An 18,025-nucleotide genomic window follows, 5' to 3' on the forward strand; every position below is an offset into this window, starting at 1 on the left:
GGTTTCGTGTGATGTGTAAGGGTATTGGCGCCCTGAAATGAGTGGTCGCCAATGAAGCAACTAAACAGTCGTGGTGTTCTGCCAGGGAGTCGCATGAGCAAAGCGCTAATTGTGGATGATCATCCGTTCATTCGTGCAACCGTCAAGTACCTGTTGCGCCAGGAGGGCTTCGAGAAGATTTTCGAGGCTGCCAATGGTGCCGATGCATTACAGATTGCCAGGGAGGAACGGCCAGACCTGGTCATTCTCGACCTGGCCATGCCCAAGCTGGGCGGGCTGGAAGTGATCAGCCGGATCAAGGCCTTGGGCCTGCCCTGCAAGATACTGGTCCTGACCTCCTATCTGGCGGTGTTTTTTTCGACGCGTTGCATGCGGGCCGGGGCGATGGGGTTTGTCGCGAAAACCGGCGAGCTGGATGAGCTACAAAAAGCCATCAAGGCCGTCATGTCCAACTACAGCTGCTTCCCCAGCCTGCCCACCAGTTCCGTACGCAAGGACGACTTGCAAACCACGGAACAGCAACTGGTAGAAGCGCTCTCTGACCGGGAGTTGATGGTGCTACAGAAGCTGGCACTGGGTTTGGGCAACAATGAAATCGCCAAGGACATGCTGTTGAGTCACAAGACCATCAGTACTTATAAAACCCGGTTGAAGGAGAAACTGCGTATGTCTTCGGTGGTGCACTTATCCAAGTTCGCCCAGCGTAATCATCTGATCTGACATGTCGAGATCTCTGGGGAAATGGCTCACCGCACTCTGGCTGGTGGGTCTGGCGCTCACCGTCAGTGTGGCTCAGGGTGAGCCACACCCACTGACTCTGGTGGGGCATTCCACCCTTGACACACTGCAAGTGAACCTGGATGAGGCGGACTGGCGCTGGCTGCGCGAACGCCGCACGTTGGTGATGGGGGTTTCCGCTCCCGACTATGTCCCCTTCGATGTGACGGGCAGCAACGGCGAACTGGAGGGGATCACCGCTGATTATGCGGCGCTGCTCGCTAAGCTATTCGGTATCCCGATCCAGGTGCAGTGTTACGAGCACCGGGATCAACTCATCGCAGCCCTTAAACGCGGCGAGGTGGACTTTGTAGGCACGGCTAATGGCTACGAGGCGGCGGACCCTCAGTTGGCGCTTTCGCGCTCGTACGCCAACGACCAGCCAACCCTGGTGACGCGTATTGATGACAGTCAGGCGCTGAGTGCCGATCTCGACGGTAAACGCCTGGCCATGCTCTCCCACTACATGCAGCCCGAGGTGGTAGCGGCCTTTTATCCCAATGCCTCCTTGCAGACCTACCCGTCGACTTTCGAGGCGATTGGGGCCGTGGCCTTTAGCCAGGCGGATGTCTATCTGGGCGATGCAATCAGCACCAACTATCTGATTAACAAGAACAACCTCAACAACGTGCGGATGGCGGACTTTTCCAGTTTGGAGGTCAACCCTTTCGCGTTCGCGCTTGCCCGGGACAATATCCGGCTGCTGAACATCATCAATGCGGCACTGGCGGTGATTCCGGCCAATGAACAGATGGAGATCCTGCGCCGCTGGAGTGCCGGTAATCTGGGGATCGTTGGTCGTGAACGCCTGCGTCTGAGCGACAGTGAGCAGCGCTGGCTGGACAAGCATCCAAGGGTCAGGGTGACGGCACTGGACAAGTTCCTGCCGTTGTCGTTTTTCAATGATCGAGGGCAATTCCGGGGCTTGAGTGCCGATGTCCTGGCCCAGATCAGCCTGCGTACGGGCTTGAAGTTCGATGTGGTGCGCGCAGGTTCGTTGCCCCGTCAAATCCAGCAGGTCAGCGATGGCGAGGCAGAGATGATCGCGCTCATCACACCGAGTACGACCCGCGAGGAAAAGGTCCGTTTTTCCCGGCCCTATTTGAGCAACCCATTCGTGCTGATCACGCGTGACGATGGCAGCAGTCCGGTCACCCTCGACGATATGGCGGGCAAGCGCCTGGCGGTCATTGGCAGTAGCGTGCAGCGGGAAATCATCAGCCGCGACTACCCCAATATTGTGTTGGTGGACGTGGAGAACTCCGCACAGGGCATGGCTTTAGTCGCCAACGCGGGTGTCGATGCCTCGGTCAACGCACTGATCATTGCGCGCTACATGATTGCCCATCAATACCGTGACCGCCTGCGCATCACCAGTACGGTGGGCTCGCAGCCGGCGCGAATCGCCTTTGGCGTGGGGCGCGGCCAATTGGAGTTGTATTCGATCCTGGACAAGGCGTTATTGAGCATTACCCCCCAGGAGATGGATGAGTTGACCAACCGTTGGCGCAGCGAGTTGTTGATCGATGACAGCTATTGGCTACGCCACCGCAACACGATTATCCAGGGCTTCTCCCTGGCCGCCGTGTTGTTGCTGATCACCCTGGGCTGGGCCATTTACCTGCGCAGCCTGATCCGCAAACGTGCCCAGGCCGAGCGCGCCCTGAGCGACCAGATGCGCTTTATGAGCGTGCTGATCGACGGTACGCCGCACCCGATCTACGTGCGTGATCGCCTGGGGCGGTTGATGGCCTGTAACAGCGCCTATCTCAATGTTTTCGGCTTCCGCCTCGAAGACGTGATCGGTAAGACCGTGATGGAGACCGACACGGGGAACCAACCCCAGGCCCAGTCCTACCATGAAGACTACTTGCGCTTGATGGAGCGCGGCGAACCGCAGATTCACGACCGGGTACTCAAGGTGCCCGGCGGCGCGACCCTGACCATTTATCACTGGATGCTGCCGTACCGCGACGGGGACGAAAGGGTCGTGGGCATGATTGCCGGCTGGGTCGATGTCAGCGAGCGCCAGCGTTTGCTGGGGCAGTTGCAGGAGGCCAAGGAGGGGGCCGACGCCGCCAACCGCGCCAAGACCACCTTCCTGGCGACCATGAGCCATGAGATCCGCACGCCGATGAATGCGGTGATCGGCATGATCGAACTGGCCTTGAAAAATGCCGAGCAAGGGCGTATCGACCATGACGCCCTGGCAGTGGCTTCCGACGCTTCGCGCGGCATGCTGGAGTTGATCGGCGATATTCTCGACATCGCGCGGATTGAATCCGGCCACTTGTCCCTGACCCTGGAGCCGTCGAACCTGCGCGAGCTGCTGGCTTCGGTGGGGCGAATCTTCGAAGGGCTGGCGCGCACCAAGGGCCTGGTGTTGCAGGTGGAGCTGGACCCGCTGGTCGATCGCTACGTGTTGATTGATCCGCTGCGCTTCAAGCAGGTGGTCTCTAACCTGTTGAGCAATGCCATCAAGTTCACCGCCCGGGGCCATGTGCGCTTGAGTGCCAGTGGCTCGCCGGCAGTTGCCAATGGTTACCTGAGCCTGCGGCTGGTGATAGAAGACAGCGGCATTGGGATCAGCGTCGAGGACCAGATGCGCCTGTTCAACCCGTTTATTCAAGGGCGTAACACTGACCAGTCGGCGCGCAGTGGCTCAGGGCTTGGGTTGGTCATCAGCCGCAGCCTGTGTGAAATGATGGGTGGCCAGCTGAAATTGAGCAGCGTGCTGGGGCAGGGCACACGGGTCGAGGTCACACTGCCATTGGCGGTGGCCACCTCGGCCAGCGCACCGTCCGAACCGGTTGCCCTGGAGGCGCCGCCAGCTCATGCGTTGAATATCCTGGTGGTGGACGACTACCCCGCCAACCGTCAATTGCTGACCCGCCAACTGAGTTTCCTGGGGCACCGGATCACTACCGCCAACGATGGTGTGCAGGGCCTGGAGCGTTGGCAGACCGAGCGTTTTGATGGGGTGATCACCGACTGCAACATGCCGCTGAAAAATGGCTATGAGCTGGCCCGAGACATCCGTGCCGATGAGCGGGCCCGCGGCTTGGCCCCTTGCCTGTTGCTGGGGTTTACCGCCAATGCACAGCCGGAGGAAACCGAGCGTTGCCTGGCGGCGGGGATGGACGGCTGCCTGTTCAAACCCACCGGGCTTGAGGATCTGCATGCCGCACTGGCTTCTCGCACGGCCATGCCTTCGGTCAATGAGCCGGTGCAGGCGGACCCGGTCAAGGCCCTCGACTTGAGCCGCTTGTTGAAGCTGACCGGCTCCGACACGGGGGCCGTCAAGGAGCTGCTGGCACAACTGCTCGACAGCCTTGCTGCAGACCGTACGCAACTTCAGGCATTGCTTGAAAAGCACGCCTACGCCCAGCTACACGACCTGGCCCACAGGACCAAGGGCGGGGCGCGTCTGGTCGAGGCGCAGACCTTGGTGAACCACTGCGAAGCGCTGGAAGCGGCTTGTGAACAGCGCGATCCCGAGGCACTGGTTTGCGCAGTAGCGGCTGTGCAAGAGGCCATTGATCAATTGCATCAAGCCCTGACGGATTACTGCAACCAGGCATAGAGGCGGGTCCGGCACAGGGGATTTGGGAGAACTCCTACGTGTAGAGGGAACTACGCTGATTTTTTCGTCGAAATATGTCTGGAAAAGTAGGCAGCTCCTTCCTTCCGCGAGCGATGCCTGCTCAGGGACTTGCGATGCCAACCAAAGCACTGACCATCCTGATTGCCGATGAACGGCACCTGCAACGGTTGCACATCGAAAAAATGCTCAACCAGCTGGGCTATTACCGGATCGTCCCGGTGCAGACCTTCGATGAAGTGCTGATCCTGACGGATATCCCGGCTGAGCCATTTGACGTGTTGATTATCCATGCCGGACTGGCTGCCGCCGCGGGCGGCGCATTGGCGTTCCAACAGCAACATCCGCAGGTGCGCCATGTGCTGGTGTATGACGACCAGGACCTGGGGCCGTCTGCTTGCGTGGTGCCCCTGGCCCTGGTGCGTTTGCCGGGAGCGCCCGACAGCATCACCCTGGAACACTTTATGGACATCGTCGACCCGCCGTCACCAGCCAGTGGCTTGCGGGTCTTGCCCTGGCTGCGGGAGCTGGCGCGCAACCCGGCGGTTTAGCTCAGTCCCACTGCGGCGCAATACCCTTGGGGCTGGTCAGGCGATGGCCGCGCTCGAGGCCCTCGATTTGCGCCATATCGGCTTGGCTCAACGTCAGTTGTACAGCCTTGAGGTTGCTCTGCAGGTTGGCGCGCTGGGTCGAGGACGGAATCACCGCATACCCCAGCTGCATGGCCCAGGCCAGGGCGACCTGTGCCGGTGTGGCCTGGTGGCGTGTGGCGATTGCCTGGATCACCGGGTCTTTCAGCACTTCGCCGTAGGCCAGGGTCATGTAGGACGTAATCTGGATACCGTGACGCGTGGCGAAATCCACCACCTTACGGTTTTGCAGGTAGGGGTGCAGCTCGATCTGGTGGGTGGCGATATTCTCGGCACCGACGGCGGCGATGGCTTCTTCCATCAGCGCCACGGTGAAGTTGGAGATGCCGATCTGCCGGGTCAGGCCCAGGCGCTTGGCTTCCAGCAACTGCCCCATGAACTCGGCGACGGGTACCTGGTTTTCTGGCGACGGCCAATGGATCAGGGTCAGGTCCAGGTAGTCGGTCTGGAGCTTGCGCAGGCTTTCCTTGAGGCTGGGGATCAACTGGCCTTCGGCAAAATTGGCGATCCAGATCTTGCTGGTGATGAACAGTTCATCGCGGGGGATACCGCTGGCAGCGATGGCCTGGCCGACCTCGGCTTCATTGTCGTAGATCTGCGCGGTGTCGATGACCCGGTAGCCGAGATCGAGGCCGGTGCTGACGGAATCGATGACCACCTGGCCCTGCAGGCGGAAAGTGCCAAGGCCGAATGCGGGAATAGACATGTGTGACTCCTGTTGTGGCATGGACAATGGCGTTGAGTATCGGCTGCCGGCGCCAGGCGAAACACCCATGCTTGTTCAAATGACTCTTGACCAGAAGTCATGAGTGGCCCGCACCTACAGGGTGTTGAGCTCGTGGGCCAACTCCAGCACCACTTTGCCGCTGCCGACAGTGGGCACCAGGTGCGTAAACGGGATATCGATCATGCGGTTTTCCCGCACCGCCCGCAGGCGCGACAGCACCGGGTCGCGGGTCAGCAACTGGCGTTTACGGCTGGCAGGGGACCACACGGCGTCGGCCAGCAGGATCACATCCGGATCGCTCATCAATAACGTCTCACTGCTGACCGTGACCCGGTACTGGTTGATCCCAGCCAATATATTGTGCGCTCCGGCAGCCGCCAGCAGGGTGGTGACGAAACCTTGCCGTCCTTCGCTGTCCAGGCCGTTGACTTCACTGTCGAGGTAAAACACCGACAGGGGTTTGGCGGGCTTGGCCAATGCCTGGGCGCTGGCCAGGTCGGCGTCCAGGGCGTCAATCAGCTCGCGGGCCCGCTGCGGTTTATGCAGCAGCTTGCCCAGGGTCAGCAGGTCATTGCGAATGTGCCCGAAGTAATCCAGGGAATGCCCGGCACACGCCGATTCCAGCAGATATGAAGCCACGCCATTACCTGCCAGCCCGCTGCGTGAAGTAATGCCGCTGCCAAAAGCCGTGGCAAAACCGCCCACTACCAGGTCCGGCTGTTGCTCATACAGCACCTCGCTGGCCGGGTAGCGCGGAGCAATCACCGGTACAGCGAAATATGTGCTCTGCTTATGCGCGGCGCCGTTGTCATCCAGGTACGCCACGCCCACCAGCGCCGGGCCGGCCTCCAGGGCCAGCAGCATATCGGCGGCGTGCTGGTTGAGGGCGACAATCCGCGCCGGCGGCGTATGGGGCAGGTGCCACTCCTGTTGGCAATTGCGATAACTGTCCGCCAGGGCCGAGGCACTGCACACCAGGGCGATGGCAAATCCTCCCAAGCGTTTCATGGGCGCTCCCGGATCAATAACTCTTCGAGCACCTCGCCGCCCACCAGGTGCACATCCACCAGGCGTACGGCATCGGCCTTGCTGCGCACTCCGTACCAGCAGCGCTCCGGGTACACCGTGAGCACCGGCCCCAGGTTGCAGGGGAACTGGCAATGGGTGCGGGTCAGCAGCACGCCGCCGGGCACTTCGATGTGCTGGTGTTCCAGCAGCCGTCGGCGCAGGGTTTTCCAGATCTGCAGGGCGCCGCGATGGGTGCAGCGCGGGCCGGTGCACAGCAGCACATGGCGGGCATGCTCGGGGATATGGGACCAGTCGGGGTGGCTGTCCACCCCGTCGATTTGTGTGATTTCAGTCATCAGAAGCGATACGTGTAACGCACCTCCGTGGTGAACGGCCGGCCCAGGTTGTCGACATTGCTGGAGCGGCTGGTGACATAGTCGCGGTCGAACAGGTTCTCTACCAGCAGGCTCACGCGGTGCTGGTGGGCGTTGTCGAGGTAGCGGTAGGCGTCGGCGTCCACCACCGAATAGTGGCCGTATTCGACTCTTTTCGAGCTGATCACATCGTGGATATAGCGGATGGCCGCGCCGGCGCCCCACAGGCGATTCTGCGACTCGAAACCCACCCGTGAGCGGGCGAAGAAGCTTGGCACATCATTGAGAGTGACGCCGGCGCGCGACTCGGTCAGGTTGCGGGTCATGTCCGCCTGCAGGCTCCACTGGTGGTTGAGCGCCAGCTTGGCGTCGGCCTCGAAGCCACGCACCTGGATCTGCCCCTGGCCGTTGACCCAGTGGCTATCGTCGAGGGTGATCAGGTCGGTGATCTTGCGCTTGAACAGGGTCACGCTGGCGCTGAACTCGCGGTCGGCCAGCAGGCCCTTGTAGTCCAGACCCAGCTCGGCGTTGCGGCTTTTTTCCGGCTTGAGGTTACGGTTGCCGATCTCGTCGCCGGGTTCATTGACAAACAATTGCTCGGCATTCGGCAGCTTGTAGGCGCTGCCGTACTGGCCGCGCAGAGCCCAGTTGGCATTGAGGTCGTAGAGCGAGGTGAGCATGCCGACCGTGGCACTGTCGCCGCCGCTCATGGTTTCGTGGCGCAGGCCGATGCTCGGGTGCCAGTCGGGCAGGGCGTCGATCTGCGGGCGCAGTTGGCTGTACAGGGCGTGGGCTTCGGCCTTGTTGTTGTCGATGATCAGTACATCGTCCTGGCCCTTGAACCACTGGTTGTCGGAGCCGAACACCAGCACATGGCCGCCTTCAAGCTCAGCCTTGCCTTCGGCCTGCACGCCCCAGTCGGTGAACCCCCAGTAGTCATCGCGGTTACGCACCACGGTGCCACCGTCGGCGGTGTTGTTAACCCGCGAGTAACGCGTGTCCCAATCGTTGATATGGCCCTTGACGAAGTAACTCAGCCGTTCATTGAGGCGTTGCTCGAAGGTCGCCGTGGCGATCTGTTGCACGCGGTCGTTGGTGGTCTTGCGGTTGTTGGTGGCGCCGGCGAAGTCCAGGTTGGCGTCGGAGTACTGGTAGAACAGCTCCAGGCGCGAATCATCGCCCAGGGACTGGATGGCCTTGGCGCCGAAGGTGGTGACTTCGTAGGAGCGTTTCTTGTCGCTGACGTTGCTCATGTCACGGTTGCGAAACGGATGGTAACCCTCGGACACGTTGTGGCTGACGTACGCCAGCAGGCCCAGGTCGCCCAGGCCGTTAGTGAAAATCCGCTCAGCCCGGGCATCGCCGGTGGTGCCGCCAAAGGTATCGATGCCCAGGTTGGTTTCGCCGGACACGTCACGGGTCTGCGGGCTGCGCGTGACGATATTGATCACCCCCGCCACCGCCTGGGTACCGAACAACAGGCTCTGGCCGCCCTTGAGCACTTCGATGCGCTCCACGGCGTTGGCTGGCAGGGTGTCCAGGTACAGGCCGCCGTACAGGCGGTTGTTCAGGCGCACGCCATCGAGCAGGATCAGGGTGTCGTCATTGCGCCCGCCCAGCAGGGAATAGGTGCCGTAGTCGAAGGGGCCGTTTTTCGGCGCAACGTAAAAGCCGGGAATAAACATCTGCATCGCCCGGGTGATATCGGCGCTGGGGCCGGCGCGTTCGATCTGTTCGCGGCTGACAATCTCGACTTTGCTGCCGTACTGGGCCATATCGGCCACGGTGGTGGATTCCACCGACGGCGCAGAGACGATCTGCTGGTTGAGCACCAGGGTTGTGTCATCGGCGAGCAGCAGCGGGCTGAACAGGCAACCCAGGAGCAGGGTCGGGCCAGAGGTAGAGCAACGTTGGAAAATCATAGTCTTCTCGAAAGTATCTTCGCAGAAGCACGCAGGAGAAGGCACCGGGCACACACCGATACCGGCCCATGCCCGCCCACCGCAGGATTATGCCAAACAGAAATTCCAGGCCGGTCTCCGGGCTCTCGCGTATCGAACCCTTCACCTTCCCATGGCGCTCTGGCCACAGTGGTGTGTCGAAGGGGTCACGCGAATACCGTTGCGGGGGCAGCACCGGACTTGCTCGAATGAGCGTACCGGTTTCCCGTTTCACCCTATGCACGGCGGCATAAGGCACCTGAAACAGGGCGGCATCTGAACATTCGCAGGCCCTTTCGTCAATCTGGCGCAGCGATTGTGCAGTGCCGCCAGTGTGCTGGTGCTCAGCGGTTTGCCGCGGTGGCGCCGGTGCGGGGCGGGAAATACACGGGGTAATAGGAGAAGAGCACATATTCGAGCGGGTTGCGGATCAGGGAAATACCCGTGCGGTCCTTGACCGTGTCCACGCTGTCGTATTGGGCGTAGGTGTCACTCACCAGTTTTGGGCCTTTCTGCGTCCCATGCATCTGGATGCCGGTCTTGAACTCGGCGGTGACCAGCTCGGGGCTTGGGGTCACGGTCACGGTGCCCACGAAGGCCTTTACCGGCTTGTTGATCAGCCGCTGGAACTCGGCGGCGAAGGAGTTCTCGGCGCCATTGCCGGAGTAGCAGACAAGCAAGCGAACGTTGTCGAACTGGCTGGGATCAATGCCTTTGGCGAGCAAGTGGGCATGCAGTTGCTCGGCGGTATGCTCAGCGCCGTCATACAGGATGGTCGAGCTTTTACCGGACAGTTGTTCCCTGAAGCTGAGGTCGCGACCATGGGCGTTGATGTTGAGCCGAGGTTTGCCTTTGTATTCATCTTCAAAGCTGAACAGGTTGCCTTTGATCAGTTGCATCTTTTGCATGTTGCCCTTCATCACGATCAGGCGCCGGACCTTTTCGCCATTCGGCGCCTCGATGATGCTGTTGTGGCTGCCACTGCGCAGCGCTGCCTCGGTCAGCTCCGGCGTCGGTGGGGGATCGACCGGCCTGCGTGAGGAGCGTGCTCGAGAGTGGGTCACCAGCATTGCAAAGTTGAGCAGCAAATCCGCCATGGCCGTTTCTTTGTCCGGCGTGGCGTTGTCCGCCAGCGTTTGCAGGTCGCTGAGAATGCCCTGGAACTGCAGCGCCGTGCCAATGGCCGCGCCGGGGCCGCGCAGGGCCGGCAGTACCGCGTTGAGCAACAGATAGCCGCCTTCCTTGAGCGTTGCCCAGCGGCTTTCGGCGTCGGAGACAGATTGTTGTTCGGCCATGCTGATCACGCCCTGGGCATTGGCGTCGTACAGGTGGTTCATCAATTGCCCGGTTTGCAGTTTGGCCTTCAGGGCATCGGCAGCGGCATAGCCGCCCACCGCCAGTGTGGGCGCAGCGGGAACGGTTTCTCCGTCGCCCACGCCAAACAGGCTGGTGGTCTGGGTGGAGGGCTCCTTGAAACTCCATGCCTTGTAGTAGTCGCGGGTCGCGTTGTCGGGAAACCAGGCCAGGATGTCGTTTTGCAGGCGCCCCGGTTGCTGGATGGCCTCCAGCAAGGCCTGGCGGGTGGGGAATTGCAGCAGCGGTGCGTCGGCGATCAATGGGCGGTAGAGAATATGCGGGCCGCCGCTGCTGTCCTCGGGTTCGATCAGGTACATGTTGTCGACCACCTCGGGTGTGGCGCCTGGCCCGGCAATGAACGCCAGCGGGCGGACGACGATCTCTTTGCCATCGACGGTCTGCGCACCGGGTTGCGGGTTGACGGCCGCCTGCACGTAGCGCAACCCTGTGGTATCGAACCCCGATTGTTTGTTAACCGCCAGCTCCAGGGCCTTGATCTGCAGTTCCACGGGGACTTGCTGGGCAAACAGGGACTGGCGTTGGGCTTTTTTGACGGGATCGTCCAGCAGTTCGCGCTTGAGCAGCTCGGGGTAGCTTTTACCCACGTCGACCTTCTCGATCAGTTTCTGCAGTTCGCCATCCTTTTCCAGCTCCGGAACCCGCGTGTTACCCGGTTTGAGATAAACCTCCACGTCGCGGCTGGGCAGCCCCGACAGGTTTTTCAGGAGCACATCGGTCATGCTCATGCGTTCGCGATGGAGACTGCCGCTGACCACCCCACCTGGGGAGTTGCCGCCGACGGGCACCTTGAACACCACCTCCAGGTTTTTCGCCGGGTGGCTCACCGCCTTCAGTTGATCGAAAGCCTGTTCGGCAAAGGGCCGGATATCCGGGATATCGCTGTTGTAGGTCCGCCCTTTATTGCGCTGGGTGATACTCGCCAGTTGCAGGCTCAGTTCACGCAAGACAACACGTTCGGCCTCGGTGGCGTTGCTGACCCAACTGGGCATCTTGCGTGAAGGCTGATCCCGTGTGTCCAGGTTCAGCCAGCTGGGGTCGGGAGCAAGGCTGTTATCCAGACGCTGAGTGATCACCGTCTCGGCCTGGGTCTGGAAAGCATTGCCGTCGACCTTACGCAAGGTGTTGAGAAGCCGTTGTTCAGGGGCCTGCGCTTTGAGCTGTCGCTCCCGTGCCGCGTTGAACGCCGCGTAGGAGTCATAGGGGGTGACTTTGCCGCTGGGTTCGCACAGCAGCAGAATCGTGCGCTCGCCGACATGGCGCTGAATCAGCAGGTTGGCTGAAGTGGACTCTATCGCGCCCTGGTTGGGCTCTGAAATGCTGCCGAGGTTGAATACCGTCACCTCGGCACTGTCGTTGGAGCTTGGGCGCGTCGATCCGTTGGGGTAGCGCACCACCAGGTCCAGGGTTTCGCGCTGCAGATCGTCCAGGCCCGGCTGCTTGAGTGCGGCCAGTCGCAGGTTGTCCCGTAACAGGTTACTGATCAGTGTCCGGCGACTGCCGGCAAACGGGCTGAGGCTTGCACGGGTGGGGGCGCCGAAGGCGGGCTGGTCCCAATAGTTGGACACGTCGGTTGTCAACGCCTGCGCCAGTTGGCCTGGCAGCGCACGTAATGCGCTTTGGATCGCGCCCATGTCAACGGCGAGTGGGATGTCCGGGGTGTTGCCGGTATGGGTCAGGACGTCTGGGCGGGTGTCGACCAGTTTGCTGTTGGCGGGCAAGTCGGGGACCGCACCGTCTACCAGGTATTCCAGGGCCAGCGTCGTCAGCGGCTTGCGTTTGAACTGACCCGGGTTGTCCGGGGCGGGCTGGGCCAAGTCGACCTGATTGATGTCGAAGTCCAGCCCGGGTGATGCACTCTTTATGGCGTCCGTCAGCAGCCGTCCCACGACCGCTTGCAAACCGGGCTCGCCAGCAAACTGCTGCCTGGCAATCTCGGCGGTCGGGGAGCGGCGGGGAGGGATGGTGATGGGTTTATCGGCGGCAGCTTGCTGATCGAGTTGTTGTTTGACGGCCAGTTGGTTTTGCTTGACCTCCCGTGATCGCGGGTCGTGCGCAGCGCTGGTCAACGCGCTGAAACCGTTGCGATTGAGGGCCGAGCTCTGCTTGAGAACGCCTTGCAGGCTGGGATCCGCCGGCGGCTCGCCATAGAAACTCAGAACCTGGCCCAGGCTTGCGGTTTCAACGTTGAAGCACGGTACGAGCGCCCCGGTTCCGGCACTCAGTTTTTTCGCCAGCGCCACTATGGCCGGGGCCACCTGCGCCCAGCCTGACGAGTCATCGCGCGTGAACATCTTGGGTGGCGCATCGGAGCCTTTGGGGCTGCGGGCCAGCAGGTTGCCGGTGGTCGGGTCCACCCTGAGGTTGGCAACGACCAGGTTGTTTTTTTCGACGAAATCCAAAAAAGCCTCACTGGAGAGGGCTTCGTTAAATGCCTTGAATGTTTGGGCCAGTGTCGAAAGGGGCGGCAGTTCCAGAAACAGGCGTCTGGCAGGGGGCAGGGCAGCAGCGGGGCGCGTTTCTTTGCGCAGCGTCAGCAGGGCTGTCGCGGTGTTCTGCGCCAACTCCCGGTCAGCCTCATCAACCTGCGCGGACGGCGTTTGCTCAAGAGGCACTGAGGCGGGTTCTTTGGCGAGGACCTCTGCGGTTTGGTGTTGCTGTTCGACGATATGTGCAGCTTGCAGGCTATTGGTGTTTGCCGGCAGGAGGGAGGGAAACGATTGCTGGGTCAGCAACTGCTCGATTGAGGCTGACCGCTGGCTTTTGGTGCTGTAGGCGTCATGGCCGTAGAAGTCGCCGATCAGCGCCAGCGGAGCACTGTGTTCCCCGGTATGCGCGAAGGAGTGCTCAGCGCTGGGTTCCAGTGCTCTTGCTGCAGCGGCAACGTCTGCGGATGCCGCTTCCCACCCGGGGGTGTATTTCGAGAAGTGGCCAGACGCACCGCGAATTTCGAAGTCCAGCGACGCTGAGCTGGGGGTCCAGGTAAAGTTTTGCGTATTGATGGTGTTGTTTTTGGCAAATGTTGCAAAAGGCTCTGCTTTCAAGGCGTCGTTGAATTTTTTCCAGGCCCTGCCGAATGTGGAGTAGGGCGGGATGTTGTTAACGGTCATTTTGCTCGGGTCGAAGTCTGCAGCAGGCTCGTTGGATGTCTCGTGAAAGGCCAGGGTCAGGGCGTACTGTTTCGCCAGTTCGCGGTCACTGTCTTGCACAAGTTGCCGGGCATTCTCCAGTTCGTGGGCAGTCACATCCACGGCGTCGCGCCGGGATCGACTTGACGTAAGGGCTGCGCCCGATTCCGGCGGGGGTTCTGCGAAGGAGCGTGTGGCATTGGAAAAACTAGGTAGGCGTGATTCGATAGAATTCATGGACACGTCCTTGGAAAGAAGGGGGGAGATGATTCTTTGAACGCAGTGATTCAGCGGCCAGGGCAATGACTGGGTGATGAGCGACGAGCATCAGTTCCGCTGCACGTTGTAAGCGCCTTCAAGTGCGATCCACAGGGGCTGGTTTACGGCGTGTGGGCGGCCTACAGTGGCGCGACTTGCCTGGATCGCTGTGACATCTAGAAATCACTTAACCCGTGGAGCTTTGTATGCCGGCCACCCGCTTGACCCTGATTGCCCACGCCAGCACCCAGGCCCGCAAACGCACGCGCTTTGCCTTGGATGAACCGTTGGAGACGGAGGGGCAGCAGATGCCGTTGGCCCAGGCAAAGCGCTTCAAGCGCGCCCCCCGTTTGCTGTGCGGCCCCGAACTGCGCACCCGGCAGACGGCCCTGCTGTTTGGCGAGCACCCGCAGGTAGACGAGGCCCTGCGCGACTGTGATTTCGGGCGATGGCGAGGGCAGCGCCTGGATGAGATAGAGCAAGCCGAACCCGAGGCTTTGCAGGCCTGGTTGACGGACAGCACGGCCGCTCCCCATGGCGGCGAATCCGTTGCACAAGTGTGTGAACGGGTCGGGCAGTGGCTGCACACCCTGGAGCAGATCCCAGGCCATGTCGTGGCGGTGACTCACCCCTTTGTGATCCGCGCCGCGTTGCTCTACGTCATGCAAGGCCCGCTGGCGATGTTCAACCGGATAGATGTGGAGCCGTTGTCCTCCACCGAACTGCGTTTCAACGGTGTGTGGCGCCTGCGCCTGGAAACACGCGAGACCTGAGCCGCGCGAACATGGCAAAATCGCAGCCCCGCACTGAGAACCCCTTCATGAAAAAGATCCTGATCATCGGCATTGGCGCCGGCAACCCCGACTACATCACGATGCAGGCGGTGAAGGCGCTTAACCGCACCGACGTGTTTTTCCTGATGGACAAGGGCCAGAGCAAGGACAAGCTGATCGACCTGCGCCGGGAAATCTGCCAGACCTATATCGACGCCGACCGCACCTACCGCTTTGTCGAAGCCGACTGCCCCGAGCGTGTGCGTGGCGAGGTCGACTACACCACGGCCGTGCAGGATCTGAATCGCGACAAGCAACAGACCTTCGAGCGCATGATCAACCAGGAAATGGCCGACGGCGAAGTGGGCGCTTTCCTGGCCTGGGGCGACCCGGCGTTGTACGACAGCACCATCCGCATCCTGCAGGCGATCCTGGCCAGTGGCGGCAGTGAGTTTGAGTTCGAGGTTATCCCCGGGATTACCAGCGTCCAGGCCCTGGCGGCCCAGCATAAAGTGCCGTTGAACCGCATTGGCCGGTCCATCGAGATCACCACCGGGCGCCGGCTCGCGGCGGGGCAGGCCAGCGATGCCGATACCCTGGTGGTGATGCTCGACGCCGAGGACTCCTACCGCAGCGTCGCGGACCAGGGCCTGGAGATTTACTGGGGCGCGTACCTGGGCACGCCGGATGAAATCCTGATCAGCGGCAAGGTGGCCGAGGTGGCCGAGGAAATCGAGCGCGTGCGCAAGGCGGCGCGCCAGGCCAATGGCTGGATCATGGATACCTACCTGCTACGCAAGCCGTAGGGGGGAATGCAATAAACAAAGTGGGAGCGGGCTTGCCCGCGATGGCGGCGTGTCAGTCAGCCTATGTATTGGCTGATACACCGCGATCGCGGGCAAACCCGCTCCCACATTGGATGTGTGGTGCTTAAGGGAATGTCACTTGCCGCTGGTGATCTGCCTGACCAGCAGCCCATGCCCCGTCACATCCTCAGCCCGGGAAATGGCCTGGATCACCAGCAACCGGTTGCCGGAGCCTGCGAGGAAGGTCGAGTTCAAGGTCTTGCCGCCGCCCATGGTGGCCGTGCCATCAATCTGGCGCAGGCCCACGCCTTTGATCAGCAGTTTTTTCTGCGCCAGTTTCTTGTAGTCCGGCAGGCTGGTGCCGACGTCCTTGAGGAAACCCTCGACCGCGCTGTCGAGAAACAGCGGTTCGTCGTCCTTCAAGTCGATCCCGTCATTGCGCAGGGTCTGGGCCACCACCACCACGCTTTTTGAGGCCTGGTTGATATACATCGTGCCGTTGGCGCCAGCGGTGCCCTGGGCTTGCGCGCCGGCAGGCAGGGCATCGGCGACATAGCCCTTGGGCAGGGTGAAGGTGAATTTGCCGTCCAGGGTCGAGACGATCTGGAAGTCGTCCGGCGGCGCGGCGGCCGGCTTGGCTGCCGCGAACAGCGGGCTGGCGCCCAGGCTGACGGTCAGCGCCAGGGCCAGGCGGGTGGCGATTTTGCTGAGGGTGAGCATGAGGTCTTCCAATGGATGAACGAAATTGCGCCATATTCTGTCAGAAAATTCGCAATTTCGTTCGGATCCATCCTCAGACCTTTGCGGATTCCTCTTCGAGGCGGTCCATTTCAAACAACCGCGCCAGTTCCGCACGGGCTTCCTGGGCCGACTGCATCACCTTGGCCGCGTCGTCGTACACAGCGTGCTGGGCCGCCAGCAATTGCAGGTCGTGGTGCTTGAAGCGGTTGATCCGCGCATCGGCCTGGGTCTCGCTCAGGCCCAGGCCGACCAGGGTGCGGCGGCTCATTTCCAGGCTGGAATAGAAGGTTTCGCGCACCGGTGACGCGTCCAGGTCCACCAGGCGGTGTACGTGCTGGCGGTTACGGGCGCGGGCGATGATCTTCATGTGCGGGTAGAGATTGCGCACCAGCTCGGCGGTCTTGATGTTGATTTCCGGATCATCCATGGCAATCACGAAGTACTCGGCCTGGTCGACCTTGGCCGCGTGCAGGATCTCTGGGCGCTGGGGATCGCCGTAGAACACCGGCATGCCGCCGAAACTGCGGGTCAGATCGATGGTTTCCACCGAGGTGTCGAGGGCGATAAATGAAATGTTCTGCGCCCGCAGGATCCGCGCCACGATCTGCCCCATCCTGCCCATCCCGGCGATCACCACGCGCGGCGCATCGCTCTCGATCGCGCGGTATTCTTCCGGCACGTCCACCGGCTTGGTCTTGGGCCGGAACAGCTTCGGGCACAGCAATAGCAGGAGCGGGGTGAGGGCCATGGACAGGGTGATGGTCAGCACCAGCACATCGTACAGGTGCGGGGCAAACAGGCCCTGGTCGCGGCCGATCTTGAACACCACAAAGGCAAACTCACCGCCGGCCGCCAGGACCACGCCCAGGCGCACCGCGCTCTCGCGGTTCAGCTCGCCGACCATCTGCCCGACTGCGTACAGCAGCGGCAACTTGATGGCGATCAGCAGCAGGGTCAGGCCCAGCACCACGAAGGGCGTGCTGAACAACAGGCCGATATTGGCGCCCATGCCCACGCTGATAAAGAACAACCCCAGCAGCAGGCCCTTGAACGGCTCGATCTGCGATTCCAGTTCGTGGCGGTATTCCGAGTCGGCCAGCAGCAGGCCGGCGAGGAATGCGCCGAGGGCCATGGACACGCCCACCAGCTCCATCAGCCAGGCGGTGCCGATCACCACCAGCAGCGCGGTGGCGGTGGACACTTCGCGCAGGCCGGTCTTGGCGACAATACGAAACACTGGCCGCAACAGGTAGCGACCGCCGATGATCACCACGGCGATGCTGCCCAGTACCTGCAAACCGTGGTTCAGGTCCTGGGCCGCAGTGGTGGTGTGGTCGCTGCCTGCCAGCAGCGGCACCATGGCGATCAGCGGGATTGCCGCGATGTCCTGGAACAGCAGGATCGCAAAGGCCAGGCGCCCGTGGGGGCTGTTCAGTTCCTTGCGTTCGGCCAGGCTTTGCAGGCCGAAGGCGGTGGAGGACAGCGCCAGGCCCAGGCCCAGCACAATCGCGCTATTCCACGACTGACCAAAGGCCCAGAGCGCTACTGCACCTATCACCATCGCGGTCAGCAGCACCTGCGCCAGGCCCACGCCAAACACCGCCTTGCGCATCACCCACAGGCGTTTTGGCGACAGTTCCAGGCCGATGATGAACAGCAACAACACCACCCCCAGCTCGGAGAACTGCGCGACACTTTGCGGATTGCCCACCAACCCCAGCACCGAGGGGCCGATGATCACACCGGCGAACAGATAGCCCAGCACCGCGCCCAATTGCAGGCGCTTGGCCAGAGGCACGGTCAGCACCGCCGCCAACAGGAAAACTACGGCCGCTTGTAACAGGTTGCCTTCATGGGGCATCGCTTAC

General features: G+C 61.7%; 12 protein-coding genes and 1 riboswitch. Of the genes, 5 read left to right on the forward strand and 7 right to left on the reverse strand.

Annotated features, from left to right (window positions below):
- The first annotated feature begins 93 nt into the window (after positions 1-93).
- The 3 genes from HBR93_RS20360 to HBR93_RS20370 all read left to right on the forward strand — a co-directional run bounded on the left by HBR93_RS20360 (position 94) and on the right by HBR93_RS20370 (position 4,929).
- Positions 94-720: a response regulator transcription factor gene (locus HBR93_RS20360; RefSeq protein WP_057439085.1), complete on the forward strand. Its 627-nt coding sequence runs from the start codon at positions 94-96 to the stop codon at positions 718-720.
- A gap of 1 nt (position 721) precedes the next feature.
- Entirely contained in the window at positions 722-4,360 is a 3,639-nt protein-coding gene (locus tag HBR93_RS20365) for a transporter substrate-binding domain-containing protein (protein WP_169960941.1), read from the forward strand.
- Positions 4,361-4,494: 134 nt separating this feature from the next.
- Positions 4,495-4,929 carry a hypothetical protein gene (locus tag HBR93_RS20370; RefSeq protein ID WP_057959182.1) on the forward strand — a complete coding sequence of 145 codons (435 nt, stop codon included), beginning with the start codon at positions 4,495-4,497 and terminating at the stop codon, positions 4,927-4,929.
- Position 4,930: 1 nt separating this feature from the next.
- On the opposite strand, the gene dkgB is transcribed toward HBR93_RS20370, so the two are convergent.
- From dkgB to HBR93_RS20395, 5 genes are all read right to left on the reverse strand, one after another.
- Positions 4,931-5,734: a 2,5-didehydrogluconate reductase DkgB gene (gene dkgB, locus HBR93_RS20375; RefSeq protein WP_057959183.1), complete on the reverse strand. Its 804-nt coding sequence runs from the start codon at positions 5,732-5,734 to the stop codon at positions 4,931-4,933.
- A gap of 114 nt (positions 5,735-5,848) precedes the next feature.
- On the reverse strand, positions 5,849-6,763 hold the full coding sequence (locus HBR93_RS20380) for an ABC transporter substrate-binding protein (RefSeq protein ID WP_169960942.1): 915 nt from the start codon (positions 6,761-6,763) through the stop codon (positions 5,849-5,851).
- Complete coding sequence (locus tag HBR93_RS20385; RefSeq protein WP_169960943.1) at positions 6,760-7,119, reverse strand: (2Fe-2S) ferredoxin domain-containing protein; 360 nt, start codon at positions 7,117-7,119, stop codon at positions 6,760-6,762. The genes HBR93_RS20380 and HBR93_RS20385 overlap by 4 nt, the downstream gene beginning before the upstream one ends.
- Positions 7,119-9,059 carry a TonB-dependent receptor gene (locus tag HBR93_RS20390; RefSeq protein ID WP_169960944.1) on the reverse strand — a complete coding sequence of 647 codons (1,941 nt, stop codon included), beginning with the start codon at positions 9,057-9,059 and terminating at the stop codon, positions 7,119-7,121. Before HBR93_RS20390 ends, HBR93_RS20385 begins: the two co-directional genes overlap by 1 nt.
- A gap of 90 nt (positions 9,060-9,149) precedes the next feature.
- A riboswitch (cobalamin riboswitch) is annotated at positions 9,150-9,355 on the reverse strand.
- A gap of 66 nt (positions 9,356-9,421) precedes the next feature.
- Entirely contained in the window at positions 9,422-13,702 is a 4,281-nt protein-coding gene (locus HBR93_RS20395; RefSeq protein ID WP_169960945.1) for a hypothetical protein, read from the reverse strand.
- Positions 13,703-14,043: 341 nt separating this feature from the next.
- On the opposite strand from HBR93_RS20395, the gene HBR93_RS20400 reads away from it, so the two are divergent.
- Complete coding sequence (locus HBR93_RS20400) at positions 14,044-14,610, forward strand: histidine phosphatase family protein (RefSeq protein ID WP_169960946.1); 567 nt, start codon at positions 14,044-14,046, stop codon at positions 14,608-14,610.
- A 47-nt stretch (positions 14,611-14,657) separates the two neighbouring features.
- Entirely contained in the window at positions 14,658-15,416 is a 759-nt protein-coding gene (gene cobF / locus HBR93_RS20405) for a precorrin-6A synthase (deacetylating) (protein ID WP_169960947.1), read from the forward strand.
- Positions 15,417-15,551: 135 nt separating this feature from the next.
- On the opposite strand, the gene HBR93_RS20410 is transcribed toward cobF, so the two are convergent.
- The gene (locus HBR93_RS20410) at positions 15,552-16,136 is read right to left on the reverse strand and encodes a hypothetical protein (RefSeq protein ID WP_057439079.1); all 585 of its coding nucleotides are present in this window, start codon (positions 16,134-16,136) and stop codon (positions 15,552-15,554) included.
- A gap of 73 nt (positions 16,137-16,209) precedes the next feature.
- Positions 16,210-18,018 (reverse strand): monovalent cation:proton antiporter-2 (CPA2) family protein, encoded by a 1,809-nt coding sequence (locus HBR93_RS20415; RefSeq protein ID WP_057959191.1) that lies wholly within the window; start codon positions 18,016-18,018, stop codon positions 16,210-16,212.
- Between the last annotated feature and the right edge of the window lie 7 nt (positions 18,019-18,025).

The organism is Pseudomonas sp. WS 5411 (assembly GCF_012985595.1).
Taxonomy (GTDB): domain Bacteria; phylum Pseudomonadota; class Gammaproteobacteria; order Pseudomonadales; family Pseudomonadaceae; genus Aquipseudomonas; species Aquipseudomonas shahriarae.